Origin of the sequence: Catenulispora sp. GP43, from assembly GCF_041260665.1 — a bacterium.
Classification (GTDB): domain Bacteria; phylum Actinomycetota; class Actinomycetes; order Streptomycetales; family Catenulisporaceae; genus Catenulispora.
Genome location: NZ_JBGCCT010000003.1, coordinates 133042 through 158958, shown reverse-complemented (window position 1 = coordinate 158958; position 25917 = coordinate 133042). Strand labels below are relative to the sequence as shown.

25 protein-coding genes are annotated in these 25917 nt (G+C 71.4%); 12 read left to right on the top strand and 13 right to left on the bottom strand.

Annotated elements, in window-relative coordinates; genetic code table 11:
- Window positions 1–95 precede the first annotated feature (95 nt).
- The gene (locus tag ABH926_RS07920; RefSeq protein ID WP_370364729.1) at window positions 96–404 is read left to right on the top strand and encodes a hypothetical protein; all 309 of its coding nucleotides are present in this window, start codon (window positions 96–98) and stop codon (window positions 402–404) included.
- Between the two features lie 56 nt (window positions 405–460).
- Window positions 461–1183 carry a hypothetical protein gene (locus ABH926_RS07915; RefSeq protein ID WP_370364728.1) on the top strand — a complete coding sequence of 241 codons (723 nt, stop codon included), beginning with the start codon at window positions 461–463 and terminating at the stop codon, window positions 1181–1183.
- Window positions 1184–1518: 335 nt separating this feature from the next.
- On the opposite strand, the gene ABH926_RS07910 is transcribed toward ABH926_RS07915, so the two are convergent.
- The 5 genes from ABH926_RS07910 to ABH926_RS07890 form a co-directional block, all read right to left on the bottom strand.
- A complete protein-coding gene (locus ABH926_RS07910; RefSeq protein ID WP_370364727.1) occupies window positions 1519–2064 on the bottom strand; it encodes a hypothetical protein in 546 nt (181 codons plus the stop codon).
- 411 nt (window positions 2065–2475) lie between these two features.
- Window positions 2476–2922: a hypothetical protein gene (locus ABH926_RS07905; RefSeq protein ID WP_370364725.1), complete on the bottom strand. Its 447-nt coding sequence runs from the start codon at window positions 2920–2922 to the stop codon at window positions 2476–2478.
- Between the two features lie 63 nt (window positions 2923–2985).
- The gene (locus ABH926_RS07900; RefSeq protein ID WP_370364724.1) at window positions 2986–3615 is read right to left on the bottom strand and encodes a hypothetical protein; all 630 of its coding nucleotides are present in this window, start codon (window positions 3613–3615) and stop codon (window positions 2986–2988) included.
- Window positions 3616–3819: 204 nt separating this feature from the next.
- Window positions 3820–4299: a carboxymuconolactone decarboxylase family protein gene (locus ABH926_RS07895; RefSeq protein ID WP_370364723.1), complete on the bottom strand. Its 480-nt coding sequence runs from the start codon at window positions 4297–4299 to the stop codon at window positions 3820–3822.
- 101 nt (window positions 4300–4400) lie between these two features.
- Window positions 4401–5411, bottom strand: a complete 1011-nt coding sequence (locus ABH926_RS07890) for an SMI1/KNR4 family protein (protein ID WP_370364722.1) — start codon at window positions 5409–5411, stop codon at window positions 4401–4403.
- A gap of 220 nt (window positions 5412–5631) precedes the next feature.
- On the opposite strand from ABH926_RS07890, the gene mfd reads away from it, so the two are divergent.
- The 3 genes from mfd to ABH926_RS07875 all read left to right on the top strand — a co-directional run bounded on the left by mfd (window position 5632) and on the right by ABH926_RS07875 (window position 11409).
- Window positions 5632–9180: a transcription-repair coupling factor gene (mfd, locus tag ABH926_RS07885; RefSeq protein ID WP_370364721.1), complete on the top strand. Its 3549-nt coding sequence runs from the start codon at window positions 5632–5634 to the stop codon at window positions 9178–9180.
- A gap of 91 nt (window positions 9181–9271) precedes the next feature.
- The gene (locus tag ABH926_RS07880) at window positions 9272–10618 is read left to right on the top strand and encodes an MFS transporter (RefSeq protein ID WP_370364720.1); all 1347 of its coding nucleotides are present in this window, start codon (window positions 9272–9274) and stop codon (window positions 10616–10618) included.
- 44 nt (window positions 10619–10662) lie between these two features.
- Window positions 10663–11409 (top strand): hypothetical protein, encoded by a 747-nt coding sequence (locus tag ABH926_RS07875; protein ID WP_370364719.1) that lies wholly within the window; start codon window positions 10663–10665, stop codon window positions 11407–11409.
- 34 nt (window positions 11410–11443) lie between these two features.
- Here the strand turns inward: ABH926_RS07875 and ABH926_RS07870 are convergent, their stop codons facing one another.
- Complete coding sequence (locus tag ABH926_RS07870; protein WP_370364718.1) at window positions 11444–12448, bottom strand: hypothetical protein; 1005 nt, start codon at window positions 12446–12448, stop codon at window positions 11444–11446.
- Between the two features lie 59 nt (window positions 12449–12507).
- Complete coding sequence (locus ABH926_RS07865) at window positions 12508–13227, bottom strand: VC0807 family protein (protein ID WP_370364717.1); 720 nt, start codon at window positions 13225–13227, stop codon at window positions 12508–12510.
- An 84-nt stretch (window positions 13228–13311) separates the two neighbouring features.
- On the opposite strand from ABH926_RS07865, the gene ABH926_RS07860 reads away from it, so the two are divergent.
- From ABH926_RS07860 to tatA, 3 genes are all read left to right on the top strand, one after another.
- Window positions 13312–13968 carry a TetR/AcrR family transcriptional regulator gene (locus ABH926_RS07860; RefSeq protein WP_370364716.1) on the top strand — a complete coding sequence of 219 codons (657 nt, stop codon included), beginning with the start codon at window positions 13312–13314 and terminating at the stop codon, window positions 13966–13968.
- Window positions 13965–15014: a nucleoside triphosphate pyrophosphohydrolase gene (locus ABH926_RS07855; protein WP_370364715.1), complete on the top strand. Its 1050-nt coding sequence runs from the start codon at window positions 13965–13967 to the stop codon at window positions 15012–15014. Before ABH926_RS07860 ends, ABH926_RS07855 begins: the two co-directional genes overlap by 4 nt.
- A 92-nt stretch (window positions 15015–15106) precedes the next feature.
- Entirely contained in the window at window positions 15107–15367 is a 261-nt protein-coding gene (gene tatA / locus ABH926_RS07850) for a Sec-independent protein translocase subunit TatA (RefSeq protein ID WP_370364714.1), read from the top strand.
- A 136-nt stretch (window positions 15368–15503) separates the two neighbouring features.
- On the opposite strand, the gene ABH926_RS07845 is transcribed toward tatA, so the two are convergent.
- Window positions 15504–16664: a hypothetical protein gene (locus ABH926_RS07845; protein WP_370364712.1), complete on the bottom strand. Its 1161-nt coding sequence runs from the start codon at window positions 16662–16664 to the stop codon at window positions 15504–15506.
- An 83-nt stretch (window positions 16665–16747) separates the two neighbouring features.
- Between ABH926_RS07845 and ABH926_RS07840 the strand changes: the two genes are divergently transcribed.
- Window positions 16748–18466, top strand: a complete 1719-nt coding sequence (locus ABH926_RS07840) for a DUF885 domain-containing protein (RefSeq protein WP_370364710.1) — start codon at window positions 16748–16750, stop codon at window positions 18464–18466.
- Between the two features lie 22 nt (window positions 18467–18488).
- Here the strand turns inward: ABH926_RS07840 and ABH926_RS07835 are convergent, their stop codons facing one another.
- Both ABH926_RS07835 and ABH926_RS07830 read right to left on the bottom strand, forming a co-directional pair.
- Entirely contained in the window at window positions 18489–19145 is a 657-nt protein-coding gene (locus tag ABH926_RS07835) for a response regulator (RefSeq protein ID WP_370364709.1), read from the bottom strand.
- Window positions 19121–20467: a sensor histidine kinase gene (locus ABH926_RS07830; protein ID WP_370364708.1), complete on the bottom strand. Its 1347-nt coding sequence runs from the start codon at window positions 20465–20467 to the stop codon at window positions 19121–19123. Before ABH926_RS07830 ends, ABH926_RS07835 begins: the two co-directional genes overlap by 25 nt.
- A gap of 143 nt (window positions 20468–20610) precedes the next feature.
- On the opposite strand from ABH926_RS07830, the gene ABH926_RS07825 reads away from it, so the two are divergent.
- From ABH926_RS07825 to ABH926_RS07815, 3 genes are read left to right on the top strand one after another with little or no spacing between them, the layout of a single operon-like run.
- Entirely contained in the window at window positions 20611–21444 is an 834-nt protein-coding gene (locus tag ABH926_RS07825) for a Clp protease N-terminal domain-containing protein (protein WP_370364707.1), read from the top strand.
- 41 nt (window positions 21445–21485) lie between these two features.
- Window positions 21486–22772 carry a phosphopyruvate hydratase gene (gene eno / locus ABH926_RS07820; RefSeq protein ID WP_370364706.1) on the top strand — a complete coding sequence of 429 codons (1287 nt, stop codon included), beginning with the start codon at window positions 21486–21488 and terminating at the stop codon, window positions 22770–22772.
- Between the two features lie 59 nt (window positions 22773–22831).
- On the top strand, window positions 22832–23401 hold the full coding sequence (locus ABH926_RS07815; RefSeq protein WP_370364705.1) for a septum formation initiator family protein: 570 nt from the start codon (window positions 22832–22834) through the stop codon (window positions 23399–23401).
- 30 nt (window positions 23402–23431) lie between these two features.
- Here ABH926_RS07815 and ABH926_RS07810 read toward each other — a convergent pair whose 3' ends face one another.
- The 3 genes from ABH926_RS07810 to ABH926_RS07800 form a co-directional block, all read right to left on the bottom strand.
- Complete coding sequence (locus ABH926_RS07810; RefSeq protein ID WP_370365186.1) at window positions 23432–24061, bottom strand: DNA-binding response regulator; 630 nt, start codon at window positions 24059–24061, stop codon at window positions 23432–23434.
- A gap of 113 nt (window positions 24062–24174) precedes the next feature.
- Entirely contained in the window at window positions 24175–25479 is a 1305-nt protein-coding gene (locus tag ABH926_RS07805; RefSeq protein ID WP_370364704.1) for a sensor histidine kinase, read from the bottom strand.
- Between the two features lie 188 nt (window positions 25480–25667).
- Window positions 25668–25904: a hypothetical protein gene (locus ABH926_RS07800; RefSeq protein WP_370364703.1), complete on the bottom strand. Its 237-nt coding sequence runs from the start codon at window positions 25902–25904 to the stop codon at window positions 25668–25670.
- Window positions 25905–25917 lie beyond the last annotated feature (13 nt).

The following is a 25917-nucleotide window of genomic DNA, read 5'->3' as shown; positions in this document are numbered from 1 at the left end:
CCGAGCCGCACCGAACGCCCCGGGGGATCTCCCCCGGGGCGTTTATGCATCCCTTATTGATCGAGGGCTTACCGCGCGGGGGCGACCATCGAGGCATGAAGTCGAGAATCGCATCGGCCCTGGCCGTTCTGGCCTGTGTGGGCGCCCTGGCCGCGTGCTCGGGCAAGGGATCGGTCGGCACGGGCGGATCCGCCCCGGCCGGCGCGGGCGTGACCGCCACCTCGACCGCGCCCGGCGGCGCGGCCGCGGGCGCCAGCAGCGCCGGCACCGTCGGCAGCACCGACTCCCACGGCGTGGCGGACGACCCGGACGGCGACCTGAATTCGCTGGACCAGCAGCTGTCGGACATCGACGGCGCGCTGAGCTCGGCCGAGCCGACCCAGACGGCCGGCGACAACGGCTGAGCCCGCCGGGCCCCCACATCTTCCTTCGTCCTCGAATCCTCCAAGGAGGGACCACCATGTCCATGCGTACCCGTCTGAGCGCCGCCGCCGTCGGCGCCCTCATCGCCGTCGGCGCCGTCGCCCTGCCGGCGCAGGCCGCCACCACCTCCGACAACGCCGCCGGCCTGGCCAAGGCCAAGGCCGCGGTCACCGACGGCATCACCGGCCGGCTGACCGATCTGGGCAAGATGCAGACGGCGCTGGCCGCCTACAAGGACGTGCCGGACGCCTCCCGCGCCACCCTCACCCAGCTGCTGGCCTCCGACGTCTCCGGCCTGACCGCGCTGAAGACGAAGGTGGCCGGCGAGACCACCGAGGCCGCCGTCCGCGCGGACGGCAAGGCGATGGTCGACGACTACCGCGTCTACATCCTGGTGGCGCCGAAGGTCCACCTCACGCACGCGATGGATGTCGAGACCGCCGCCGCGGCGCGTCTGGTGAAGGTGCACGACGAGCTGGCCGACCGGCTGGCCAAGGACCCGGCCGCCGACACCCAGGCGAACAAGGACCTGCTGGCCGACATGAGCAGCGCGGTCCAGGCCGCCACCACCCGGATCTCCGGTCAGGACGCGAGCCTGCTGGGCCTGCAGCCCGGCCCGGACGGCAAGGCCCTGACCGCGTCGGTGAAGGGCGTCAGCGGCGCCGCCAAGGACGCCCGCGCGGACCTCAAGAAGGCGATCACGGACGCCAAGACCGTGCGCGACGCGCTGAAGGGCGCCAAGAGCACGTCGAACGGCTGACAGGACACCCCACCGCCGGCGCTCCGGGTCGGGACGCCCGGCCGCCGGTGACGACGAGTGCGTCGACGACCAGAGAATCAGTGAGCTGAGCACCGCCCCTCCACCGGACCTCTGCCAATTGAGGATCTCCGGCCGGTGCCGGGGCGGTACTCGCACATGGACAAGGCCCCGCGGTACGCATCCCGCGGGGCCTTCTTACGCTTTTCGTTTCACTCCGACGAGCGATGCGGGCTTGTCGCCCGATCAGGCGACGAGGGAGATCAGTCCCCGTCGTCTTCCGTCGGCGGTGCGTGCTGGAGCGGACTCCGGCACGCGTCACACCAGGGTGTGTGGGCTCAGCCGCCGAGGTTCAGGCCGCCCTTGCCCAGCAGGCCCGAGGAGCCGATCAGGCCGCCCGCGCCGGCGCCCGCGCCGTTGTTCTGCGAGCCCGCGCCGGTGCCGTCGGCGTGCGTGTTGCTGCTGTCGCCCGCGCCCACGCTGCCGTGGCTGTTGTTGCCGGCCTGCGACGAACCCTGGTTCGAGGTGCAGGAGTTGTCGTAGACGTCGGTGTCGATGTTGCCGTTGGACAGCACGTTCAGGTGCGTGTGCTCCAGCAGGTGGTTGAGGGTCACGCCGATCGGCGCCGCGCCGACCAGGGACTGGACGTTCAGGTCCGGCACGGTGTTGTGCGCCAGGCAGCCCAGGTTCGGGGCGACGTTGACGTTGTTCAGCGTGTTGACCGGGATCAGACCGCCCTGGCCGACGTTGTTGTCGCCGACCTTGTGGTGCTCGCGGCCGCCGTGCCAGGCGTCGTCGGCCGCCGCGGAGGCGATGCCGGCCGTGCCCACGACACCCGCGCTGGCCAGCGCGGCGATAACGGTGGCGTGCTTCAGAAATGCCATGTTGATCGTTCTTCCTTGTCGATGTGGATCGATGGTGACCTGACGGGCGAGGAATCCGAAGCCCGCCACCTTGTTGCTTTGAACCATACTGCCATTCGCGAAGAATCGTATATCAAGTCGGGAGGCGCGCGGCCCAAGACGCTGACGAGTGATTGATAGGACGTCATTCTTCGTACTTTCCACGGTGCCTGTCCATGTCATCTGAGCTGGTCAGATGTATGACCTGTCGACATCTCACGGATGGTGCCGGGCAATGTCGAGAAGGGTGGTCGGCCGACGATATTCCGCATTTCTTGACCCCTTCGGAGGTCTGGCGGCGTACCGTCGTCCGGCCGGTTCGGTATGACCAACGATTCGCCAGATAAAATGTATTGGCGGGGCCGGTGTGGAATGTGGGTCGGAATGCGGCGCTCAGTATGTGGCCTGAACGCCCGCGACGGACACGTTGCGCAGGATCTCGAATCCGGGTCCCGGTGCGTCGTCGTTCCTGCACACCGTGGTCAGCGCCGGACCGGATCCCATCGGGTCGTCCATGGTGATCGGCGCGATACACATGTTGCTCAGGACACGGACACCGCCGCCGGTGCGGTGGCTTCCGCAGGCGTCGGACACGGTCGGGAACGGGTTCGCGGCCAGCGGTCCGGTGAACCGCAGCGGGGCGACGCACCAGTTGTCGACGAACTCCAAGGCGTTCTCGACAGCCAGGATCCCCGGGGCCGGGGCGGCCTTGGGCGCTGTCGGGGGCGCCGGAGTCGTCAGCGGTGCGGTCCTCGCCGCGGCGCTGCCGGCCGAGGCCAGAACGCCACCGAGCGTGGCCGCGGTCGCGGCCGCCGCTGTCAGGATTGCTCGGGCACGCAAGGTGGTACTCCCTTGACTTTCGAAGCGCGGGCCCGGCGGTCGGTGCCGGGCCCGCACCGCTTGCTAGAGCAGGCCGCCTGGCGCGTTGCCGGCGATCGGCAGACCCGCGGTGGTGTTGCCCGTCGCGAACGGAGCCTGGGTGGCGTCCGCCGGAGCCTGGGTGGCGTCGGCCGGAGCCTGGGTGGCGTCGGCCGGAGCCGCCGCCCAGCCGTGGTCGTCACCCGGGGGGCAGGGGTCCGGCGTGGGGGGCGGGCACGGAACCGGCGGCGGCGTCATGACCGGAGGCGGGCACGGCACCGGCGGCGGCGGGGGCACCGACGGGGTGGGGGGCGTGGGAGGAGTCGGCGGGGTCGGGGTGCAGCTGGTCGGGCACGGATCCGGCGAGCCGACCGGCGGCGGGCCGGGCACGGTGGGCATCTGCTGGTCCCAGTCGCCGCCGATGCAGCCCTTCTGGACCAGCTTCGCGTCGAGCGTGCCGATGCGGTAGTCGGCCTTCTGTACGCCGCACAGGGCGTCGTCGTCATCGTGGTGGTGGGTGAAGGGCGCCGCGTGCATCGCCATCGGGCTGGAGCTCAGCCACGGGGCGGCAGCCAGGTTGTCGTTGGCGCTGGCCGCGCTGGCCGCGCCGGCGGCGGCGAACAGCGCCCCGCCGGAAGACAACGCCACAACGGCGAGGGACAGGTACTTGCGCATCGCCGACTCCTTTCATCGCGTTCGTGAATGGGGGAACTGGTCCCTCAACGCGGAGGAAGATCGGCAGGTCACGCACAAGGCAGCATTCGGGTGGCGTGCGGGCGTACTTAACAAAAAGCAGGCACCGGCGCCCCTGCTGGGCGGCCGGTGCCAGAGGGCTGACAAAGGGGGGTGGGTCGGGGTGCGCCGTCCCGACGGGGCACGCTACTTGAGCGCGTCGAACTGCCCGGGCACGTAGTCGCCGGCCGGCTGCTTCACGAGGATGTTGCCGCGGTTGAAGGCGTTGATCAGCGCGATCTGCGCGACCAACGTGGCCAGCTGATCCTCGTCGTAGTGCTGGGCGGCGTTCTCCCACACCTCGTCGCTCACCCCGGTGCCGTCGGCCAGCCGGGTGCCCGCCTCGGCCAGCTCCAGCGCGGCGCGCTCGGCGTCGGTGAAGCAGCCGGCCTCGCGCCAGGCGGCGACCAGGTTCAGGCGCTCGGGGGTCTCGCCGGCCGCGGCGGCGTCCTTGGTGTGCATGTCGAGGCAGAAGCCGCAGCCGTTGATCTGGCTGGCGCGGATCTCGACCAGGTGCAGGGTCGAGACCGGGACGCTGCCCTCGTGCAGGACCCGGCTGGCGCCGATGAGGTACTTGGCGAACTTGGCGCCGGTCGGGGTGGCGAAGGTGTCGATGCGGGCTTCCATGGTGTGCTCCCTGGCTTGTTCTGGCTGGGTACACCACTAGGACGGGGAAGCCCCGGCTCCCGTGACACGGTCTGGTGTGACCTGCGCCACGGGAGTTCACATCATCGCCGCGGCGCCTTCAGCCCCTCCGGGAGCGCCGCCCCCAGGTGTTCGATGTCGGTGACGGCCTTGGCGTGTCCGGAGTCCACCGCGGAGCGCGCGATGTCCACGATCTGCTGCGGCAGCGCGACCAGGTGCCGGGCGAAGTCGTCGAAGTCGTTGCCGACCTTCTTCAGCAGCTCGGCGCACACGCTGCCGGCGTCGCGGCTCTCGGAGTCGCGCGGGTCGTCGTCGTCGAACAGCCAGACCGAGCCGGCCTCGGTGCCGCGGATCTTCAGCGCCAGCATGCCGCCCTGCACGTAGCCGATGCCGAGGAACTCCTCGGTGAACCGGTCGTAGAGCGCCTGGTTGGCGTACACCAGGTCCTGGTGCGGGTCCTCGCGGCGCAGGCCGAACATCCACTGGTCGGCGATGAAGCCGCCGGCCAGGTTCACCGCCGGGCTGATCGGCCGGCCGCCGTCGGTGCCGGCCAGGAAGCGCCGGTAGGACGGCGGCAGCGCGAAGCCCAGGTGCTGCTCCAACTGCGCCATCGCGTCCTCGGGGACCGAGCCGCTGCGCTCGAAGGCGACCGGTTCCAGCATGCCCTCGGTGAACAGCCCCGAGCGGCTGCGGTCGGCCTTCAGCGTGGCCATGCCGCCGTGGTGGCGGAACGCCCCGTGCAGCTCGATCGGCACGCAGTGCAGCATGCGGCTCTCGGCGGCGTGCGCCCAGGTCCAGCCCTGCGGCGTGGCGGTGCTCGGCCGGCCGCTCCACAGCGGGTCGCCGGCGTCGGCGGCCAGCAGGTTGGCCGCGATGACGTCGGTGACCCTGATCTCGTCCACGGACAGGCCGGACGGCGGGTCCGCGATCTGCACGGTGTGGCGGGCGTAGACGGCGAACTCCGGGTAGCCGTGCATGGTCAGGTAGATACCGTGCGGGAACTTGCGGTCGAGTTCGGGGTCGCTGAACTCGATGATCCGTCCGGCGAACTGGCCGTTCGGTATGCCGTGCCGCTGTGCGGATGCCTGTGCCATCTGAGGTCTCGCTCCGGCCTTATTTACATCTGTTGGGTCCGGTAGAAAGGTACCGGCTCCGAACCGGTCAGGGGTATGTCGCCTGACCAGGTCGCCCCCTGGAGAGCGACTTCGTCCCGAATAATCCCCAAACGAGTGTCGTAAGCCAGGCGTACTCTAGAGGCATCCCGACGCCGTCTCATGGCTTCGGGCTGTTCGTCGTGCGCGAAGGGTGGCCCCTGTGAGCCTGTCCGGACTTCTTGACGCCGTATCCGACGACCGGGGTGTCGCCGCGCTGTTGGAAGCGTCGGCCACCGCCGGCCGTACCTCCTTCGACCTGGCCGCGCCCCGCTCGGTGCGGCCGTTCGCGCTGGCCGCGCTGGCCCGCGCGCAAGGCCCGGCGGGCCGCCCGGTGCTGGCCGTGACCGCCACCGGCCGCGAGGCCGAGGACCTGGTCGCGGCGCTGCGCGGGCTGCTGGACCCGGAGACCGTCGTCGACTTCCCCTCCTGGGAGACGCTGCCGCACGAGCGCCTGTCGCCGCGCAGCGACACAGTCGGGCGCCGGCTGGCCGTGCTGCGCCGGCTGGTCCATCCGGACGCCGCCACCGAGGGCGCCGGTGCCCTCCAGGTGGTCGTGGCGCCGATCCGCTCGGTGCTCCAGCCGCAGGTGAAGGGGCTGGCGGACCTGGTCCCGGTGGCCGCGCGCACCGGCGAGGACGTCGAGCTGGACGAGCTGGTGAACCGGCTCGGCGCCGCCGCTTACACCCGGACGGACCTGGTGGAGAAGCGCGGCGAGTTCGCCGTCCGGGGCGGCATCGTGGACGTCTTCCCGCCGACCGAGGAGCACCCGCTGCGGCTGGAGTTCTGGGGCGACCAGATCGAGGAGATCCGCTACTTCAAGGTCGCCGACCAGCGCTCGCTGGAGGTGGCCGAGCACGGGCTGTGGGCCCCGCCGTGCCGCGAGCTGCTGCTCACCGACGAGGTCCGCAAGCGGGCCGCGGCGCTGATGGAGGAACACCCCGAGCTGACCGACATCCTGGGCAAGGTCTCCGAGGGCATCGGCGTGGAGGGCATGGAGTCCCTGGCGCCGGTCCTGGTCGACGAGATGGAGCTGTTGATCGACCTGCTGCCGGCCGGCTCGCCGGTGGTGCTGTGCGACCCCGAGCGCGTGCGCACCCGCGCCGCCGATCTGGCCGCCACCTCCGCCGAGTTCCTGGACGCCTCCTGGGCCGCCACGGCCGGCGGCGGCCAGAGCCCGATCGACCTCGGCGCGGCCTCGCTGAAGGACCTCGCGTCGGTCCGCGAGCACGCCATCACCCTGGGCCTGCCCTGGTGGTCGCTGACGCCCTTCGCCCCGGACCTGGAGCTGCTGCCGGAGGAGGACGCCACCGAGGTCAGCGAGATCCACGACGCCGAGCAGTACGGCGGCGACACCGGCCGCGCGCTGGCCGACGTCCGGGCCCGGATCTCCGAGGGCTGGCGGGTGGTGCTGGTCACCGCCGGCCACGGCTCGGCCGAGCGCCTGGTCGAGGTGTTGAAGGGCGCTGACATCGGCGCCCGGTACGTCCCGGAGCTGGAGACCGCCCCGGAGCCGGCGCTGGCCACGGTCGCGACGGCCAGCATCGACCACGGCTTCCTCGCCGAGGCCCTCAAGCTCTGGGTGATCACCGAGCAGGACGTCTCCGGGCAGCGCGCCACCACCAAGGACATGGGGCGGATGCCCTCGCGGCGCCGCAACGTCATCGACCCGCTGCAGCTCAAGGCCGGCGACCCGGTCGTGCACGAGCAGCACGGCGTGGGCCGTTACGTGGAGATGGCGCAGCGCACCGTCGCCGGCGCCACCCGCGAGTACCTGGTGATCGAGTACGCCGCGGCCAAGCGCGGCCAGCCCGGCGACCGGCTGTTCGTCCCCACCGACCAGCTCGACCAGGTCACCAAGTACGTCGGCGGCGAGGCGCCCTCGCTGCACCGGCTCGGCGGCGCGGACTGGCAGAAGGCGAAGTCCCGGGCCCGCAAGGCGGTCAAGCAGATCGCCGGGGACCTGGTGAAGCTGTACAGCGCGCGGATGGCCGCGCCGGGGCACGCGTTCGCCGCCGACACGCCGTGGCAGCGGGAGCTGGAGGACGCGTTCCCCTACGTCGAGACCCCGGACCAGCTGGCGTGCATCGACGAGGTGAAGACGGACATGGAGAAGCCGGTCCCGATGGACCGGCTGATCTGCGGCGACGTCGGCTACGGCAAGACCGAGATCGCGGTGCGCGCGGCGTTCAAGGCGGTGCAGGACGGCAAGCAGGTGGCGGTGCTGGTGCCGACGACGCTGCTGGTTCAGCAGCACTTCTCGACGTTCGCCGAGCGCTACGCGCAGTTCCCGGTGACCCTGAAGGGCCTGTCCCGGTTCCAGACCGACAAGGAGGCCGAGGAGGTGCTGCGCGGCGTCGCAGACGGGTCGGTCGACGTCGTCATCGGCACCCACCGGTTGCTGGCGAACTCGGTGAAGTTCAAGCGCCTGGGCCTGGTCATCGTGGACGAGGAGCAGCGGTTCGGCGTCGAGCACAAGGAGCAGCTGAAGCAGGCGCGGGCCAACGTGGACGTGCTGACCATGTCCGCCACCCCCATCCCGCGCACCCTGGAGATGGCGGTCACCGGCATCCGCGAGATGTCCACGATCCAGACCCCGCCGGAGGAGCGGCACCCGGTGCTGACGTTCGTCGGACCGTACGAGGAGAGGCAGATCTCCGCGGCGATCCGCCGCGAGCTGCTGCGCGAGGGGCAGGCCTTCTACATCCACAACCGGGTGGAGTCGATCGACCGCGCGGCCTCCCGGCTGCGCGCGCTGGTGCCCGAGGCGCGGATCGCCACGGCGCACGGCCAGATGAACGAGCACGTGCTGGAGAAGCTGATCGTCGACTTCTGGAACAAGGAGTACGACGTCCTGGTCTGCACCACGATCGTGGAGTCCGGCATCGACATCACCAACGCCAACACGCTGATCGTGGAGCGCGCCGACAACTTCGGCCTGTCGCAGCTGCACCAGCTGCGCGGCCGGGTGGGCCGGGGCCGCGAGCGCGCGTACTCCTACTTCACCTACCCGCCCGAGAAGCCGCTGACCGAGACCGCGCACGAGCGCCTGGCGACCATCGCGCAGCACACCGACCTGGGTGCCGGCATGTACGTGGCGATGAAGGACCTGGAGATCCGGGGCGCCGGCAACCTGCTCGGCGGCGAGCAGTCCGGCCACATCGAGGGCGTCGGCTTCGACCTCTACATCCGCATGGTCGGCGAGGCGGTCGAGCAGTACCGTGCGGAGGCCGAGGGCCGCGAGGTCGAGGAGCAGGTGGAGATCCGCGTGGACCTGCCGGTCGACGCGCACCTGCCGCACGACTACATCCCGGGCGAGCGGCTGCGGCTGGAGGCCTACAAGCGCATCGCGAGCGCGTGCTCGCACGAGGAACTGGCCGAGGTCCGCCAGGAGTTCACCGACCGCTACGGACGTTTTCCACAGCCTGTGGAAAATCTGCTCGCGGTCGCGGCGTTCCGCATCGACGCGCGCGCGGCCGGGCTCGCGGAGGTCGCGGTGCAGGGCAACTTCGTGAAGTTCGGCCCGGTGAAGCTGCGCGAGTCGCAGGAGATGCGGCTGCTGCGGCTGTACCCGAAGACGCTGGTGAAGGCGGCCACGGACACCATGCTGGTGCCCAAGCCGATGACCGCCCGGGTCGGCGGGCAGCCGCTGCGCGACCAGGAGCTGCTGGGCTGGGCGCGGGACCTGATCGACGCGGTGCTGAAGATGTAGCCCGAACCTGTCGGCGGGGCCTGGTGGAATTACTTGCGAATCATTTGCAACTGCGAGTAGTTTGCACACCAGGTCGGCGACAGGGGACGCAATGGGCGCGACGGATCGACTTCCCGGGCAGGTCAAGGCGCTCATCATGGCGCGCGCGGTGAACCAGCTCGGCGGGTTCTCGCTGGCGTTCCTGACGGTGCTGTTGACCCGGTCCTTCGGCGCGGGCCTGACGGCGGCCGGGATCGTGTCGGCGGCCTTCGGGCTCGCGACCATCCCCAGCCGGCTGGCCGGCGGTCGGCTCGCGGACCGCTGGGGCCGGCGGCGCACGATCGTGGCCGGGCTGGTCGGTCTGGCGGTCGCGCAGCTGGGCCTGGCGGCCGCGCCCGACCTGCTCGCGGCGACGCTGTGCGCGGTGGCGATGGGGCTCGCCTTCGAGCTGTTCGAGCCGCCGAGCCAGGCGCTGATCGCCGACGCGGTGCCGCCGGGCGGGCGGGCCGCCGCCTTCGGACTGCTGACCACGGCCATGGCGGTGGGGAGCCTGGCGGCCGGAGTGATCGCCGACGTGGTCGGGCGCTGGAGTCTGCGCTGGCTGTTCGTGGTCGACGCCGGGACGGGGCTGGTGTGCGCGGTGATCGTGCTGCTGGCCCTGGCGCCGGATCACAGGAAACCAGAGGAACGGCAGGCAGAACCGGTCAGCGGCCAGGCGGATGCCGACCGAGCGCTGCCGACCGCTCAGCCGACCGTCCAGCCCACCGCTCAGCCGACCGCTCAGCCGACCGTCCAGCCGACCGCACCGGTCGCGGCGCAGCCGATCTCGCCATGGCGAGATCGGACTCTCCTCATCGTCACCGCCTCAGGGACTGTCTTCGCCCTGGTCTCGATGTTCATGGTGAGCCTGCTGCCGCTCTCGCTCGGAGCCGTCGGCCTGAATCCCGCCAACGCCGGCCTGATCATGGCTGCCTCCACCGGCACGCTCGTCCTCGCGCGCCCTGTTTTGCGGAACCGGCGGCTCGCGACGCTCTCGCACCCGGCCACCTTCGTCATCGGCTACCTCATGATGGCCGCGGGCTTCGGCGGTTACGCGATCGCGCACACCCTGCCCACTCTGCTCGTGCCGACGGCGCTCTACAGCCTCGGCAATCTGCTCGTCATGGGGCGGTCCTTCGCGATGGTCAGCGAACTGGCTCCGGTCCAGGCCTCGGCGCGCTACCTCGCCGTCTACGGCCTCAGCTGGGGAGTGGCCACGCTGCTCGCGCCGCTGGTGGGGACGTGGTTGCTCGGCTTGTCGGGGCCGGGTCTGCTGTGGGGTGTGAGCGCCGCGGTGTGCGGATGCATGGCGATCGCGCAGCCGCGGGTGGTGCGGCGGGCGCGGCTTCCTCATCAGGATCTTGGTGTGATCCACTCCACAAAGCCGGTGGCGGAACGCTACGATGCGGTGTCGATCTGAGTCGATCTGTATTTCTTGATGTGCCGCCAGGAAGGTTCAGGACCGTGAACCACGCTCGCTCCGTCCGTCTCGCCGCCGTCATCGTCCTCGGCGGGGCTGTAGCCCTGGCCACCTCCGCGTGCGGCGGCCCGATGCAGGCCGGGGCCGCGGCCGTGGTGCAGGGCCAGCGCACCACCGACGCCACCGTGCAGGACCAGGTCGCCTCGATCGTCTCGCTGGTCCAGAAGAACGGCCTGACCCAGGGCGACATCACCGACGCCCAGCGCTCGGCGCTGGCCAAGGCGCAGATCAACCTGCTGGTGCAGCAGGCGGTGTGGCAGAAGGTCGCCGACGACCAGGGCATCACGGTCACCGCGGCCGACGACGCCAAGGAGCACACCTCCCTGGTCGAGCAGGCCCGGGCCTCGCTGGCCTCGGCGCGGTTCACCGGCAGCGACAACGAGGCGGTGGCGCTGGCCGACGCCGAGTCGCAGCAGAACTCCTCGGGCCTGGCGCCCAGCAGCGTGCCGGTCTACACCCACATCCAGGCTCTGGTCACCGCGGTGATCGACGCCGAGGCGGCCAAGCTGCACGTGGACCCCAACGACCAGAACAGCCTGACCGCCCTGCAGGGCGCGATCACGCCGATGCTGTCCAAGGCGGCCACCGAGATCAACGTGAAGATCTCGCCGCGCTACGGCAGCTTCGACCCGGCCACCCGGCAGATCGTCGCGGCGCAGACCACGTGGATCCGGCCGACCGCGGCCCAGATCGCCGCCGCGGCCGCCGCCCAGCAGCAGCAGGCGCAGTGACGTCCGGGCACGGTCGCGGGTCCGCGGTGCCGGCTCAGGAAGCCGCGTAGCGCTCCGCGATCGTGTGGAAAACCTTCTTCGGCTCCCAGTTCAGTTCGGGGGAGTCCGGGCCGGTCATCTTCACCGTGCCGTACGCGGCCAGGTCCAGGTCGTGGCGCGGGTCCGCCGGGTCGTGCCGGGCCCGGTAGGTGGCGAAGGTGAACCAGAAGGCCGAGTCGAGCCCGGCTTCCTCGAAGACGTCGTAGAGCTCTGTGAAGTACGTGCTCTGCTCGTCCTCGCTGCGGACGTAGTCGCCGTTCACGACCGGGGGTTCCACCGAGGAGTCCAGGATCGCCCAGGCCATGCCGCCCCGGTCGCCGGAGCCGACGTAGGGTGTGCAGCCGAACTCGGTGGCCACCACCGGCTTGCCGTGCTGGAAGTGCACGCGGATCTCCTCGGCGAACTTGTCCTTGTTCTCCGTCGAGCGGTAGGCGTCCACGGACACGAAGTCGAAGGGCGTCCAGTCGATGAACTCCCACGGCCCGGCCGCGTACGTCACCTTCCCGTGGAAGTGCTCGCGCACCGTCGCGGCGGCCTCGGCCAGGTACCCGTTGAACGAGGCCATGATCTCCCCGAGCCGGCTCCACAGCTCCATCCCGCCGCCGCCCAGCGTCTGGATGCGGGCGTAGCTGTCGTCGCCGTCGAAGTAGCCGGGGCAGAACAGCGAGGTCTCGCAGCCCGCCACGAAGACCACTTCGGTGCCGGCCGCGCGGATCCGCTCGGCGCGCCGGGCGCAGTCGGCCAGGATCTCCAGCAGTTCCCCCCGCGTGGCCTCGCAGGGGAAGGGTGCGAACCAGACCTCCAGCCCGGCGTCCGCCGCGGCCTGCGCGGCGGCCTCGAGCCGGTCCGGCCGCGCCCCGGAGATCCGGACGGCCGTGCAGTGCAGGCCGTCGGCGACGATCCCCATTTCGCGCCGGGCGGTCTCGGCGTCGAAGTCCGGCCGCGAGTCGGTCCCGCCGGGGAAGAATCCGGTGTCGTAGTTGATGCCCTTGCCGCGCATGGTGCCCGCCCCTCCGTGATGGCTGTGTCGTTCACTGTCCTCAGACGCGATATATCGTATCAACGCTCTTCGCCGGAGGCGGCCCCGGCGCGGGCCTCGATCATCTTCTCCAGCGGCTCGACCGCGGCCCCGCCGGTGACGCAGGCCGCGCCGATCGCCACGACCAGCACCACGGTGCCCAGCCAGGCCATCGTGGACACCGGCAGCGTGAACGCCCCGATCAGCCGGGCGACGCACTCGGCCAGCAGCCACCCGCCCCAGATGAGGCTGTAGAGGTTCTCCTTCTTCCGGAACTCCCCGCTCTCGGACTGCAAGGCGTCCCACGCCGCGGTCCGCCGCGCGTCGCCCTTCGTGACGAACGGCTTCAGCCCGGCCGACATCATCGGCTTGCCGCCCCGCACCGACCACAGGATCCCCAGCGCGATCGTGCTGCTCACCGCGGAGTCCTTGGCGAGCATCAGGCGAGCGTCGCCCGAGACGAAGGTCAGCGCGATGGCGACGACGTTCACCGTCAGCATCAGCATGGCCAGCGCGTTCAGCCGGCGCTTGGCCACCGCGGCGAAGATCGTGCGGGCCGCCGGCACCACGCTGCTCAGGCCCAGGGCGGCGGCGGTGCCGACGCCGAGGCCCGCGTGCAGCGCGTAGTACCCGCCGAGCGGGACCGCGATGTCGATGACCAGCGGCCCGAAGGTCTGCTTCAGGGGGTTCGGCTGCGCGGCGGCGGTGTTCGTGTCGTTCGTGTTCGCGGCGGTCATGGTGTCGGTGATGACGGCGGTCATCGGAGTCCCCTCCCGGACGAGTTCCTTAGGTCTGACCAAACTTTAGGCTGGACCTAGTTATTAGGTCAAGCCTAATATGGAGGCATGGAGACACCGAGCGCCCCAGGGCTGCGGGAACGCAAGAAGCGGCAGACCCGCGAGGAGATCGCCAACGTCGCGACCGCGATGTTCGCCGAGCGCGGCTTCGAGAACGTGACCATCGCCGAGGTCGCCACGGCCGCCGGCGTGGCGAAGATGACCGTCACGAACCACTTCCCGCTGAAGGAGGACCTGGTCTTCGACCGGGCCGAGCACATCGTCCACGGGCTGGCCGAGGCGATCGCGGCGCGGCCGGAGGGCGAGCCGGTCCTGGCCGCGGCCCGCCGCTACCACGCCGAGCGGCTGGCGGCCGGGGACCCGACGCTGGGCCACCTCGGCGTGCACTTCTCGCTGATGGTGCTGGCCAGCCCGGCGCTGGCGGCGCGCGAGCGGCAGATCCACGACCAGCGCGAGCAGGCGCTGGCCGACGTCCTGGTGGCCCAGGCGGCACCGGCCGAGGAGCTGGCGGCGCGGGTGGTCGCCGCGCAGATCGCCGGGGTCTACCGGGTCCTGTACTTCGTCGGCCGCCGCCTGCTGCTGGACGGTTTGCAGGGCCCGGAGACGGTGGAGGCCGTCGCCGCCGCCGCACAGCGGGCCTTCGCCCTCCTCGAAGCCGATCTCAGCGGCTTCGATCCGCGGCCCCGCCTACGATCTACTCCATGACCGAAGCCCCGCCGCCGGACGCCGGCCGCATCGTCTTCCTGGCCACCTCGCCCCGGGTCGCCCTCGGGCTGCTGTCCTGGCCGGCCTGGGAGACGCTGCGCGCGGCCGACGTGGTCTTCGCCGCCGACGCCGAGCACCCGCACATCCCCTACGTCGAGCAGGCCACCGGCGCCGTGGTGGCGCTGCCGGACCACAGCCCGGCGATGGCCGCCGAACGGCTTCTGGAGGCCGCCACGCCGTCCCGCACGGTCGTCTGGCTCGCCGAGGACGAGGAGTTCGACGAGGAACTGGCGGTCGCGCTGGGGAACCGTCTGGTGAACCTCGCCTCGGCGGCGCTGCCCGAGCTCGAAGTCCTGCCCGGTTCCTATGATCTGCCCGGCGCGCACCTGCTGGACCTCGTGGACGTCATGAACCGGCTGCGCTCGCCCGGCGGCTGCCCGTGGGACGCCGAGCAGACCCACGCCTCGCTGGTGAAGTACCTGCTCGAAGAGGCCTACGAAGCCGTCGAGACGATCGAGGACGGCGACCCGCTGACCCCCGGCCCGGGGCGCGACGCGCTGCGTGAAGAGCTCGGCGACGTGCTACTCCAGGTGATGTTCCACTCACGCATCGCCGAAGAGCACGAATCCGATCCGTTCTCCGTCGACGACGTCGCCGACGGCATCGTGGCCAAGCTGATCCGGCGGCACCCGCACGTGTTCGGGGACGTCGACGCCCCGACCGCCGAGCACGTCGCGGCCAACTGGGAGCAGATCAAGGCCGAGGAGAAGCAGCGCGCGTCGGTGACCGAGGGCGTGCCGATGACCCAGCCGGCGCTGGCGCTGGCCGCGAAACTGGCGAGCCGGGTCCGCAAGGCCGGCCTCGCCGTGCCCGCAGGTCCCGCCCCCGACCTCCCGGAAACCGCTGATGAGCTGGGCGAGCAGCTGCTGGCGACGGCGGTGGCGGCGGCCGCGGCCGGCTGGGATCCGGAAGAAGCCCTGCGAACGGCCGCGCGTCGGTACCGTGACCGCGTCATTACGGCCGAGGTGGAGGTAGCCAGAGGGTAGGGGTGCCGGGTTAGTCTGAACGCGGTAGGCGAAGCGGACCGGCCGACTTCTCCTCACGAATCGTTGGCTGACCGGGAGAAGAGAGACCACTCATGGGCGAATTGCAGCCATGGCACATCATCGTGATCCTTGTTGTGCTGTTCCTGCTCTTCGGGGCGAAGAAGATGCCGGACATGGCCCGCTCTGTGGGGCAGTCGCTGCGCATCTTCAAGTCCGAGATGCGGCAGAGCCAGAAGGAGACCGAGGAAGTCGCCAAGCAGGCCAATGACTCCGCGCGCGTGACCCCCGCCGTGGAGAACTCCGGCCAGCCGACGGTCACCGACCAGGGCCAGAAGCACACCGACACCGTCTGACCGGTCCGCGCTTCACCACTGAACACCTCGGGGCCTCCCGCGATTCGCGAGAGGCCCTTCAGTGCTGCCTTGCGCCTTGAGTGCTGCCTTGGAAGTCCGCGTCCGCACCGGCGGGCCGGTGCGGACGCCAGGGGGATCACTGCCCCGGCAGGGTGTTCTGGAACGCGCCGTGCGCGGCGGAGGTCAGCCAGTCCTTCTGGCTGTCGTCGTTGCGCAGGTCGACGTAGACCGCCGTGGTGATCAGCACGTAGCGGTGGAAGCTGCCGAACTTGCCCTCGCGGGTGACCGTGCCGGCCTTGGCGAGCTTGGTGCAGGTGTCGGCGCCGGGCTGCCCGGCCGGCGGACACCACTGCGCGTAGTCGCCCGTGTGCGTGGCGCTCAGCTTCTTGTAGACCGCTGAGGCGGTGGCGGCGTCCGGGTAGGGGATGATCATGGCGCTGACGACGATCCGGTTGTTGTCCGGGTCGATCCAGGAGGCGGCCATGAGGTCCGTGCATTTGGCGGATTTCACGATGTTCTGCACGGCGGTGTCGCCGATCTTGGCGCACGGCTGGGCCTGCGCGTACTTCAGCGCGTAGGTGACGTTCTTGTCGTCGGTGAACGACTGCGCCACCAGAGCCTGCGCGGTGAACGGCGTCTTGTCCGTGGCCGCGTTGTCCAGGCTCGCGCCGCCGCCGGTGGACGAGGCCGACGCGGGCGGGGCCGCCGAGCCGGTGTAGCTGTTGTCCGGGAACGACGCCGAGCTCGACGACGCCGGGGTCGTCGGGGCCGCGGACGAGGTCGCCGCGGCGGGCTGCGCCTTGGTGTCCTTCTTGCTGTCGCCCTTGGTCAGCACATAGATACCGCCCGCGGCGCCGAGGAGCACCACGACCGCGGCGACGCCGGCCAGGATCCGGCCGGTGTTGCCCTTCTTCGGCGGCGGCTCCTCGCCCGGATAGGGCATGCCCGGCATCTGCGGCGGCGTGAACTGCGGAGGCGGCGGCTGCACGGTGAACTGCGGGTACGGCCCCTGGTCCGGCTGCGGCGGCTGGCCCTGGGGGTAGGGGATCCGGTCCTGCTGCGGCGGCTGGCCCTGCGGGAACGGCCCCTGGTCCGGCTGCGGCGGCTGAGCCTGCGGGAACTGGATCCGGTTCGGCTGCGGCGGCGGCCCCGGGGGCGGCTGCGGAGGCGGATACGAGCCCTGATTCCAGCCCTCGCCCTGCTGCGGCTGCTGCGGCCCGGGCTGCGGCTGCTCCGGCGGTGGCTGGGACCCCCAACCCGGCTGGATCTGGGTCTCCCAAGGCGGCTGAGAAGACATGGTCACAGCATATGCAGTACTGATGACCGGAGTGCAGACTCTTCACTCGAACTCAGCTGCGGGCAGTCCTCTATGGTCTGAGGATGGCAGACACCCCTGACGCACGCTTCGAGGCACTGGCCGCCGACATCCTGGACGGCCTGTGCCGCCGCCATCCGGACTGGGCCGGGACACTGGGCCTGCACGAGTACGACGCGGAGCTGCCGGACCGGTCCGCCGGCGGCCTGGCCGCCGAATCCGCCTGGCTGGCCGGGCGCGCGGCGGACCTGGCCGATCTGGACGGCGCGGAGCTGTCCGTGCCGAACCGCGCGGACGCCGCGATCCTGGCCAACCACCTGGCCGCGCTGCGCTTCCAGATCGAGGACCTGCGCGAGGACGAGTGGAACCCGGCGGAGGCGAACCCCGGCATCGCCTTGTACACGCTCCTGGCCCGCGACTACGCCCCGGCGGCGCAGCGGCTGACGGCCTTCGCGGGACGGCTAGAACAGGTGCCGTCGGCGCTGGCGGGCAGCCGGTCGCTGGTGGCCGGCAAGCCGTTGTCGCGCATCCACGTGGAGCTCGCGATAGGCCAGTTCGAGGGCACCGTGGACCTGGTCGGGGCCGAGCTGGACGCGGCGGTCGAGCAGGCTTCGAAGGCTGATCCGGCCGCGGTCGGCCTCGCCGAGGCGCGGGCGGCGATCGACGCGGTCCGGCCGGCGGCGTTGGAAGCTCTGCGGGAGCACATCGTCTGGCTCAAGGAGCGGCTGGCCGCCGGCGACGCGGGCATGGAGGAGTTCCGCGACCCGCGGATAGGCGCGGAACTGTTCGCCCGCAAGCTGTCCTTGAGCCTGGACGCGGAGTCGGACGCGGCGGCGATCCTCGCGAGGGCGCAAGCCGATCTGGACCGGGTCTCCGCCGAGATCGTGGAGGCCGCCGCGGACTACGAGGGGGTCGCGGTCCCCTCGGACGAGGCGGATCGGTCGGCGCTGGTGCGGCGGGTCCTGAACCGGCTCGCCGAGGCCGCGCCGGACAACGAGACCATCCTGGAGTACAGCCGGCAGGCGCTGCTGAAGCAGTTCGCCTTCGTGCGCGAGCACGACCTCGTGACCGTGTATCCGGACCCTTATGAAGTCGCCGCGATGCCGGAGGTCCACCGGGGCGTGGCCGTGGCCTACTGCGACCCGCCGGGTCCGCTGGAGCCGGCCGAGGTGCAGACGATCCTGGCGATCTCGCCGACGCCGGAGGACTGGACGCCGGAGCGCGTCGACTCCTTCTTCCGCGAGTACAACCTGCACATGCTGCACAACCTGATGGTCCACGAGGCCATGCCGGGGCACCTGCTGCAGCTGCAGCACTCGCGGCGCCAGCAGGCCCCGACGCCGGTGCGCGCCGCGCTGTGGTCCGGCTCGTTCGTCGAGGGCTGGGCCGTGTACGCCGAGGAACTGATGGCCCGCCACGGGTATCCCGGCGACGGCGACGCGCGGGCGGTGCGGATGCAGCAGCTGAAGATGCAGCTCCGCATGATCATCAACACCGTCCTGGACGGCCGCGTCCACTGCCACGGCATGACCGAGGACGAGGCCATGGCGCTGATGACCGGCCGCGGATACCAGGAGGACGGCGAGGCCGCGGGCAAGTGGCGGCGCGCGCTGCTGAGCAGTTCTCAGCTGTCCACGTACTACGTGGGCTACGTCGAGGTCTCCGACCTGATCCGCGATCTGCGGGCGGACCATCCCGAGTGGTCGGAGCGGGAGTTGCACGACGCGGTGCTGGCGCACGGCTCGCCGGCCGTGCGGTATCTCAGGGATCTGATCGCCGCCTAGCGCAGGCTCCCGGCGGCTCGTCTCAGACGTTCAGGTAACGGAGGACCGCCATCACCCGGCGGTGGTCCTCCGCCGCCGGGGTGAGGTCCAGCTTGGTGAAGATGCTCGAGGTGTGCTTCTCCACCGCCTTCTCGGTCACGAACAGCCCGGCCGCGATCGCCGAGTTGGAGCGCCCCTCGGCCATCATCGAGAGCACCTCGCGCTCGCGCGGCGTCAGGGTCTGCAGCGGGTCGTTCTTCTTGCGGCGGCCCAGCAGCTGCGCCACGACCTCGGGGTCCAGCGCGGTGCCGCCGGCGGCGACGCGCTTGAGGGCGTCGACGAACTCCTCGACCTCGGCGACGCGCTCCTTCAGGAGGTAGCCGAGGCCGTTGGCGCTGGTGGAGAACAGCTCCTGCGCGTAGGCGGCCTCGACGGCCTGGCTGAAGACCAGGATGGCCATGTCCGGGTTCTTGGCCCGGACCTCCACCGCGGCGCGCAGCCCCTCGTCGGTGAAGCTCGGGGGCATGCGCACGTCGGCGACGATCACGTCCGGCTTGAGGGCGTCGGCGGCCTCCACCATGCCCCGGCCGTCGTCGACCTTGGCCACGACGTCGAACCCCGAATCCGCGAGGAGCCTGGCCAGGCCCTCGCGGAGCAGGACCGCGTCTTCGGCGATCAGGACGCGGATGGCTTGGGACATGGCATCTCCATGATGATCTGGGTCGGTCCCCCGAGCGGGCTGCTGACCGACAGGATGCCATCGAGCGGCGCGATGCGGTCGGACAATCCGGCCAGCCCGCCGCCGGGGCCGGCCTCGGCGCCGCCGACGCCGTTGTCGCCGATGATCATCCGCAGGTTGTCCTCGCGCAGTTCCAGCTCGATCCAGGCCCGGGTGGCGTCCGCGTGCTTGGCCATGTTCGCCAGCGCCTCGGAGGCCACGAAGTACGCCGCCGACTCCACTTCCGGGCTGGGCCGCCAGGGCAGCGCGGCGTCCACCTCCACCGGGACCGGGGAGCGGCCGGCCAGGGCGGACAGCGCCGCGTCCAGGCCGCGGTCGGTCAGCACCGCCGGGTGGATGCCGCGGGCCAGGTCGCGCAGCTCGGTCAGGGCCAGCTTCACGCCCTCGTGCGCCTCGGCGACCAGCTGCGCGGCGGCCGCGGATTCGGCCTCGTCGCCGCTCTTCAGCTTCGACTTCGCCCGGCCCAGGTCCATCGCCAGCGCGACCAGCCGCTGCTGCGCGCCGTCGTGCAGGTCGCGCTCGATGCGGCGGCGCTCGGCCTCCGCGGCGCTGACGGCCTGGCCGCGGGAGGTGCGCAGCGCCGTCTCCCGGCGCGCCAGCTCGGGCCGGCCCAGGCCCAGCAGGGCCCGGCCCAGGCTGGTCTGGGCGCGGGTGGCCAGCTCCAGCACGGTCGGCCCGACGAGCCAGGCGAACACCAGCGAGATGGCGGACAGCGTCAGGATCGACGGCAGGGTGCTGATGTAGTACTCGCTGCCGTAGCCGTGCATCAGCGGGATGCGGTGGTTCGGCAGGGCGCGGTACCAGAACGGCAGCGAGACCGCGCCCAGGGTCAGGACCCAGACGTTGACGACCGCGAGGAACCAGCCGAACCCCAGCGCCGAGGACAGCATCAGGTGCACCAGGTCCCGCCAGGTCGCCGGGTCGGAGACGTGGCCCAGCAGCCGCTGCAGCACGTTGCCGGCCGGGGCCGGCTCGCGGTACGGCTCGGGCACCTGCTCGCCGGTGAGGTTCAGGATCCGAAGCCGCTCGCGCCGGGCGTTCCAGCGCACGCCCGCGATGCCGGCCAGCAGCAGCGGCAGCCCGACGACCACGAGGATCAGCGGCCCGCCGACGACGAGCACCACGGTCAACCAGAGCACCTGGACGAACGCGCTGGCGAACGAGGCCACCAGATAACCCTGCTGACGCAGCGCGCGTCCGGTGAAGGGGCCCTTCAGCAACTCCCCCGGGCCGAGCATCGGCGCGGCGTCCTCAGCCCGCCGGCCGGCAACCTTGGCTCCCACAGTCGTGATCATAGGTCCAGCATCGAGGACTGCGGCGGGGATTCCGATGGGGGTGGCCCTACTCTTCGCGGAGGCCGGCCCCCCGGCGCCAGCACCGTCAACCTTTCCTTGACGCGCGCGAACCGTCAAGGCAGTCTTGACGCATGGAAGAGCTCCCGACCCTCCCGGCCCTGATCGCCCGCGTGGAGTCCGGACATCCGGCCTCCGATCCGCTCGCCCGCCTCGCCGACGCCGTCGAGACCGCGGACGCCGTCTCCGCCCTCGCCGACCACCTCGTCGGGCACTTCGTCGACCAGGCCCGGGCCGCTGGCGCCTCCTGGGCGCAGATCGGCGTCGCGCTCGGCGTCTCCAAGCAGGCCGTGCAGCAGCGCTTCGTGCCGCGCGAGCCGGCCACCGTCGCCGACTTCGACATCGACCGGCAACGCTTCAGCCGCTTCACCGGCCGTTGCGTGAACTGCGTCCTGGCCGCCGAGAAGGCCGCCTCCGAGGCCCGAGCCGACAGCGTCTCTCCGATGCACCTGCTCGCCGGCCTGTTCGCCGAGCCCGAGTCGGTGGCCGTCCGGGCCATCGCCGACGGGGGCGTCAACCCGGTCCGGGTCCGGGTCGCCGCACAGTTCCTGCCCGCGGGGGCCGCCGCGCCCGACCCGAACGACGCCGGGCCCGTCCCCTCCGACCGGCCGCCAGGCGGATCACTGCCCTTCACCTCGGACGCCCGCAAGGTCTTCGACCTCGCCGTCCGGGCCGCCCTCGGCCTCGGCCACAACTACATCGGCACAGAACACCTTCTCCTGGCGCTCGCGACGGATCCCGACTCCGAGTCGGCCCGGCTTCTGGCCTTCTTCGGTCTCACCCGAGACGGCCTCAGCGCCTCTGTTCAGCGCCTGCTCGGCGAATTCGTGGCGAACAGCGCGCGCCGCGACCCCGCCGTCTCACCCCTCGACCCTGCTGAGCACGGTGCCCGGCCTGCCGAAGGATAGGCTCTGGAGCGAAACCAACAGAGCTGAAGGAGAGATGCGACGTGGCGTCCATCGAAGCCATCAACGCGCGGGAGATCCTGGACTCGCGCGGCAACCCGACCGTCGAGGTCGAGGTGCTCCTGGAAGACGGCAGCTTCGCCCGCGCGGCGGTGCCCTCCGGCGCCTCCACCGGTGCCTTCGAGGCCGTGGAGCTGCGTGACGGCGACACGGCCCGCTACGGCGGCAAGGGTGTCGAGCGCGCCGTGCAGGGCGTGCTGGACGAGATCTACCCGGCGGTCGTCGGCGAGGACGCCTCCGACCAGCGGCTGATCGACCAGGCGATGATCGACCTGGACGCCACGCCGAACAAGGCGCGCCTGGGCGCCAACGCGATCCTCGGCGTCTCGCTGGCCGTGGCCAAGGCCGCCGCCGAGTCCGCCGAGCTGCCGCTGTTCCGCTACCTCGGCGGCCCGAACGCGCACACCCTGCCGGTGCCGATGATGAACATCCTCAACGGCGGCGCGCACGCGGACTCCAACGTGGACATCCAGGAGTTCATGATCGCCCCGATCGGCGCGTCCAGCTTCCGCGAGGCGCTGCGCTGGGGCGCGGAGGTCTACCACGCGCTGAAGTCCGTGCTGAAGGAGCAGGGCCTGAACACCGGCCTGGGCGACGAGGGCGGCTTCGCGCCGAACCTGCCGTCCAACCGCGAGGCGCTGGACCTGATCCTGGTCGCGATCGAGAAGGCCGGCTACGTGCCCGGCCGCGACATCGCGCTGGCGCTGGACGTCGCCGCGTCCGAGTTCTACAAGGACGGCGCCTACCAGTTCGAGGGCAAGTCCCGCAGCGCCTCGGAGATGACCGACTACTACGCCGAGCTGGTCGACGCCTACCCGCTGGTGTCCATCGAGGACCCGCTGTTCGAGGACGACTGGGACGGCTGGAAGATCCTCACCGACCGCCTGGGCGCCAAGGTGCAGATCGTCGGCGACGACCTGTTCGTCACCAACCCCGAGCGCCTCGCCCGCGGCATCGCCGGCGGCCAGGCCAACGCGCTGCTGGTGAAGGTGAACCAGATCGGCACCCTGACCGAGACCTTCGACGCCGTGCAGCTGGCGCACCGCAACGGCTACCGCTGCATGATGTCGCACCGCTCCGGCGAGACCGAGGACACCACGATCGCCGACCTGGCCGTCGCGGTGGACTGCGGCCAGATCAAGACCGGCGCCCCGGCCCGCTCGGACCGCGTCGCCAAGTACAACCAGCTGCTGCGCATCGAGGAGGAGCTGGACGACGCCGCGCGCTACGCGGGCGGCTCGGCCTTCCCGCGCTTCACGCACGAGGGCTGACACCCTCGACCGTCGGCTGATACCGCCTGCCCCGACCGGCAGGCGGTATGGTCGCAGGCATGAGACCGGCAAGCCAGGGTCCGGCACCCCGGCGCTTGAGCGCGGTCCCGACGCAACGGCAGGACGCCGCGTCGGGACCTTCGCGTTCCTCCGGCTCGCGCTCCGGCGACGGGGGCCCGGGATCGGGCGGCCCGAACAAGAAGCGGACGCGCTACACCGCGCGCGCGGCGATTCTGATGCTGGTGCTGTGCGCGCTCGTGCTGGCCCTGGCCTATCCGCTGCAGCAGTACTTCTCGCAGAGCTCGCAGATCGACCAGCTCAAGCAGCAGAACGCGGACAAGCGTGCCGAGGTCGACCAGCTCGAGCAGCAGCTGGCGCAGTGGCAGGACCCGGACTACGTCAAGATCCAGGCCCGGCTCCGGCTGCACTACGTGTTCCCCGGCGAGACCGGTCTGCGGCTCCTCGGGGCCGGGGACGCGGCCAGCGGCGGCCCGGACGGGACCACGGGCCCCTCGCAGGGCTCCAGCGCCTGGTACGCGCAGCTGTGGAACTCTGTGACGGCCGCGACCGGTGCGCCGCCGTCCTCGCCATCCTCGCCGTCCTCGCCGACCTCGGCGACCGGCCGCTGAGCCTCGGTCAGGGCGCTTCTGTCGCGACTCTTACGGCGTGACCCCGAGGTACTTCAGCACCGCAAGCACCCGCCGGTGGTCCTCGTCCGCCGGCGGCAGCCCCAGCTTCGTGAAGATGTTACTGATGTGCTTCTCCACCGAGCTGTCGGCGAGCACCAGCTGCTTGCCGATCGCGGCGTTCGAGCGGCCCTCGGCCATCAGCCCCAGCACCTCGCGCTCGCGGGCGGTCAGCGCGTCGGTGGGCCGGGAGCCGAGCAGCTGGACCACGACCTCCGGGTCCAGCACCGTGCCGCCGGCGGCGATCTTGGCCAGCGCCTCGACGAACTCGCTGACGTCGGCGACCCGCTCCTTGAGCAGATAGCCGACGCCGGAGACCCGGCCGCTGAACAGATCGCGGGCGTAGCGGGTCTCCACGTACTGCGAGAACAGCAGCACCCCGACGTCCGGGTGGCTCCTGCGCAGCTCCATCGCGGCGCGCAGGCCCTCGTCGGTGTGCGTCGGCGGCATCCGGATGTCCAGCACCACCGCGTCCGGCGGGTCGGCGGCGACCGCGGCCAGCAGCTCGTCCGCGTTCGGGACGGCGGCCAGTACCTCGTGGCCGCGCTTGGTGAGGATCTGGACCAAACCGTCCCTCAGGACGCCGGAGTCTTCGGCGATCATGATGCGCACGGGCTGGTTCTCCTTCGGCGGGCGGTCCTCAACCCGTCCGAAGATAGCCGAAACGCGCGGAGCAGGCCGGACCCCGCTGAGTCCGGCCGGCCCCGCCCCGGGCGTCACACGTGCATCGGGAGCTTCACCACGACCCGGGTCGGGCCGCCCTGAGGGCTGTCCACCTCCAGCGACCCCTCCACCGTCCGCACCCGGTCCAGCAGCCCGGCCAGGCCGCCGCCGTAGCCGACGTGGGCGCCGCCGCGGCCGTCGTCCTCGACGAGCAGGGTCAGCTTCCCGTCCTCCTGCACCACCGACATCGCCGCCCGGGACGGGGCGCCGTGCTTGGCCGCGTTGGTCAGCAGTTCGGCGGCGCAGAAGTAGGTGATGGTCTCGATCGCCCGGTCCGGCCGCTCGGCCAGCGCCACGTTCACCGTCACCGGCATCGCCGAGCGGGCCGCCAGCGTGCCCAGCGCGTCCCGCAGGCCGTTGTCCAGCGCCGCCGGGTGGATCCCGCGGGCCAGGTCCCGAAGTTCGTTGATGGCCTGCTTGGCGTTGCGGTGCGCGGTGTCGATCAGCGCCCGGGTCTCGATCAGGTCCAGTTCGGCACCGCCGCCGGTGGCGTCCAGGTTCTCCTTGGCCTCGCCGAGCTGCATGGCCAGCGCGACCAGCTGGGCCTGCGCGCCGTCGTGCAGGTCGCGCTCGATCCGGCGCAGCCGCGCGGCCGAGTCGTCCACGGCGTGCGCGCGGCTCACGGTCAGCTCCTCGACCCGGCGCTCGCTGCTGGTCGGGCCGAGCAGCCCGCGCATCAGCAGGGTGTCCAGCCAGAGCCAGAACTTCAGCAGCCAGACCGCGGCGTACACCCACACCACGCCGGCCGCCGTGACCAGCAGCGCACGCGGCCAGGTGTCGAAGTAGAACCCGTCGCCGAGCTGGAGGGCCGAGTGGTGCACGACGCCGTGGCTGTCCTTGTTCTGCACGTCGAACACCGACCACCAGATCGGATAGGCGACCATGACCATGCCCTCGACCACGCCCAGGCCGAGGGTTGCCAGGTACGCCACGCCCAGCGGGAAGCGCAGCAGCAGGTAGGCCTGAGCGCGCCAGGCCGCCAGGTCGCCGAGCGCCGCGCCGAGCTTGGCCAGCAGCCCGTGCGCGGTGCGCCAGCGGGCGTTCGGCAGCGGGGCCTCGATGTCCACGCCGAGCAGCCGGTCCGCCATCGCGCGCTGCACGCCGCCGTACTTCTTGGCCAGGAAGATCGCCGTGGCGATCAGCGGCAGGCCGATGAAGGTGAAGGACAACGCGCCGCCGACGGACAGCGTGACCACCACGTAGACGAAACCCGCGATCCCGAGCGGCGCACTGAGCAGGGCGAACAGATACTGGCGTGCGGTCCGCCCCGACACCGGGCTCAACAGGAAACGCTTCATGGGAAAAGCTTCGCCGATCATGGGACGGCCGCCCACGGTGCGGCCTCGGAACTTCAACCCCCGGTTATCCCTACCATCATCGCCCAGCCGCCGACGGGTCCCGCCACCCGGTCCCGCCACCGGGTCGCGCCACCGGGTCGCGCCGCCGGGTCGCGCCACCGGCCCGGGACGGCCGCCGGACGCCGAGGTCAGGAGGGGCGCGCGGGATTGGTGGTGGACGCCGTCCAGGTCAGCTTCTCCACCCGGGTCTGGCCGCCGGCCCGGTCCACCTCGGGCACCAGGTCGCAGAAGCGCTCCAGCGCCGCGCTCAGCGCGGTGGCCAGGGATGCGCTGGCCTGGACCGTCTCCACACCGCTTTCCGCCGCCCACTTGTCGGCATCCACCGTCACTCGGACTTTGACCGTCGCCGATACGTTCACGTCCACGCACTCAGGGTAA

What these genes read in the sequence shown, in the direction of transcription:
- ABH926_RS07865 (WP_370364717.1), bottom strand. Translation starts at nt 13,227, where the DNA reads ATGACCGCCGTCATCACCGACACCATGACCGCCGCGAACACGAACGAC.
- ABH926_RS07825 (WP_370364707.1), top strand. Translation starts at nt 20,611, where the DNA reads ATGGAAGAGCTCCCGACCCTCCCGGCCCTGATCGCCCGCGTGGAGTCC.
- ABH926_RS07815 (WP_370364705.1), top strand. Translation starts at nt 22,832, where the DNA reads ATGAGACCGGCAAGCCAGGGTCCGGCACCCCGGCGCTTGAGCGCGGTC.
- ABH926_RS07845 (WP_370364712.1), bottom strand. Translation starts at nt 16,664, where the DNA reads ATGTCTTCTCAGCCGCCTTGGGAGACCCAGATCCAGCCGGGTTGGGGG.
- ABH926_RS07920 (WP_370364729.1), top strand. Translation starts at nt 96, where the DNA reads ATGAAGTCGAGAATCGCATCGGCCCTGGCCGTTCTGGCCTGTGTGGGC.
- ABH926_RS07840 (WP_370364710.1), top strand. Translation starts at nt 16,748, where the DNA reads ATGGCAGACACCCCTGACGCACGCTTCGAGGCACTGGCCGCCGACATC.
- ABH926_RS07900 (WP_370364724.1), bottom strand. Translation starts at nt 3,615, where the DNA reads ATGCGCAAGTACCTGTCCCTCGCCGTTGTGGCGTTGTCTTCCGGCGGG.
- ABH926_RS07805 (WP_370364704.1), bottom strand. Translation starts at nt 25,479, where the DNA reads ATGAAGCGTTTCCTGTTGAGCCCGGTGTCGGGGCGGACCGCACGCCAG.
- ABH926_RS07915 (WP_370364728.1), top strand. Translation starts at nt 461, where the DNA reads ATGTCCATGCGTACCCGTCTGAGCGCCGCCGCCGTCGGCGCCCTCATC.
- ABH926_RS07835 (WP_370364709.1), bottom strand. Translation starts at nt 19,145, where the DNA reads ATGTCCCAAGCCATCCGCGTCCTGATCGCCGAAGACGCGGTCCTGCTC.
- ABH926_RS07880 (WP_370364720.1), top strand. Translation starts at nt 9,272, where the DNA reads ATGGGCGCGACGGATCGACTTCCCGGGCAGGTCAAGGCGCTCATCATG.
- tatA (WP_370364714.1), top strand. Translation starts at nt 15,107, where the DNA reads ATGGGCGAATTGCAGCCATGGCACATCATCGTGATCCTTGTTGTGCTG.
- ABH926_RS07910 (WP_370364727.1), bottom strand. Translation starts at nt 2,064, where the DNA reads ATGGCATTTCTGAAGCACGCCACCGTTATCGCCGCGCTGGCCAGCGCG.
- ABH926_RS07810 (WP_370365186.1), bottom strand. Translation starts at nt 24,061, where the DNA reads ATGATCGCCGAAGACTCCGGCGTCCTGAGGGACGGTTTGGTCCAGATC.
- ABH926_RS07890 (WP_370364722.1), bottom strand. Translation starts at nt 5,411, where the DNA reads ATGGCACAGGCATCCGCACAGCGGCACGGCATACCGAACGGCCAGTTC.
- ABH926_RS07895 (WP_370364723.1), bottom strand. Translation starts at nt 4,299, where the DNA reads ATGGAAGCCCGCATCGACACCTTCGCCACCCCGACCGGCGCCAAGTTC.
- ABH926_RS07860 (WP_370364716.1), top strand. Translation starts at nt 13,312, where the DNA reads ATGGAGACACCGAGCGCCCCAGGGCTGCGGGAACGCAAGAAGCGGCAG.
- ABH926_RS07870 (WP_370364718.1), bottom strand. Translation starts at nt 12,448, where the DNA reads ATGCGCGGCAAGGGCATCAACTACGACACCGGATTCTTCCCCGGCGGG.
- ABH926_RS07855 (WP_370364715.1), top strand. Translation starts at nt 13,965, where the DNA reads ATGACCGAAGCCCCGCCGCCGGACGCCGGCCGCATCGTCTTCCTGGCC.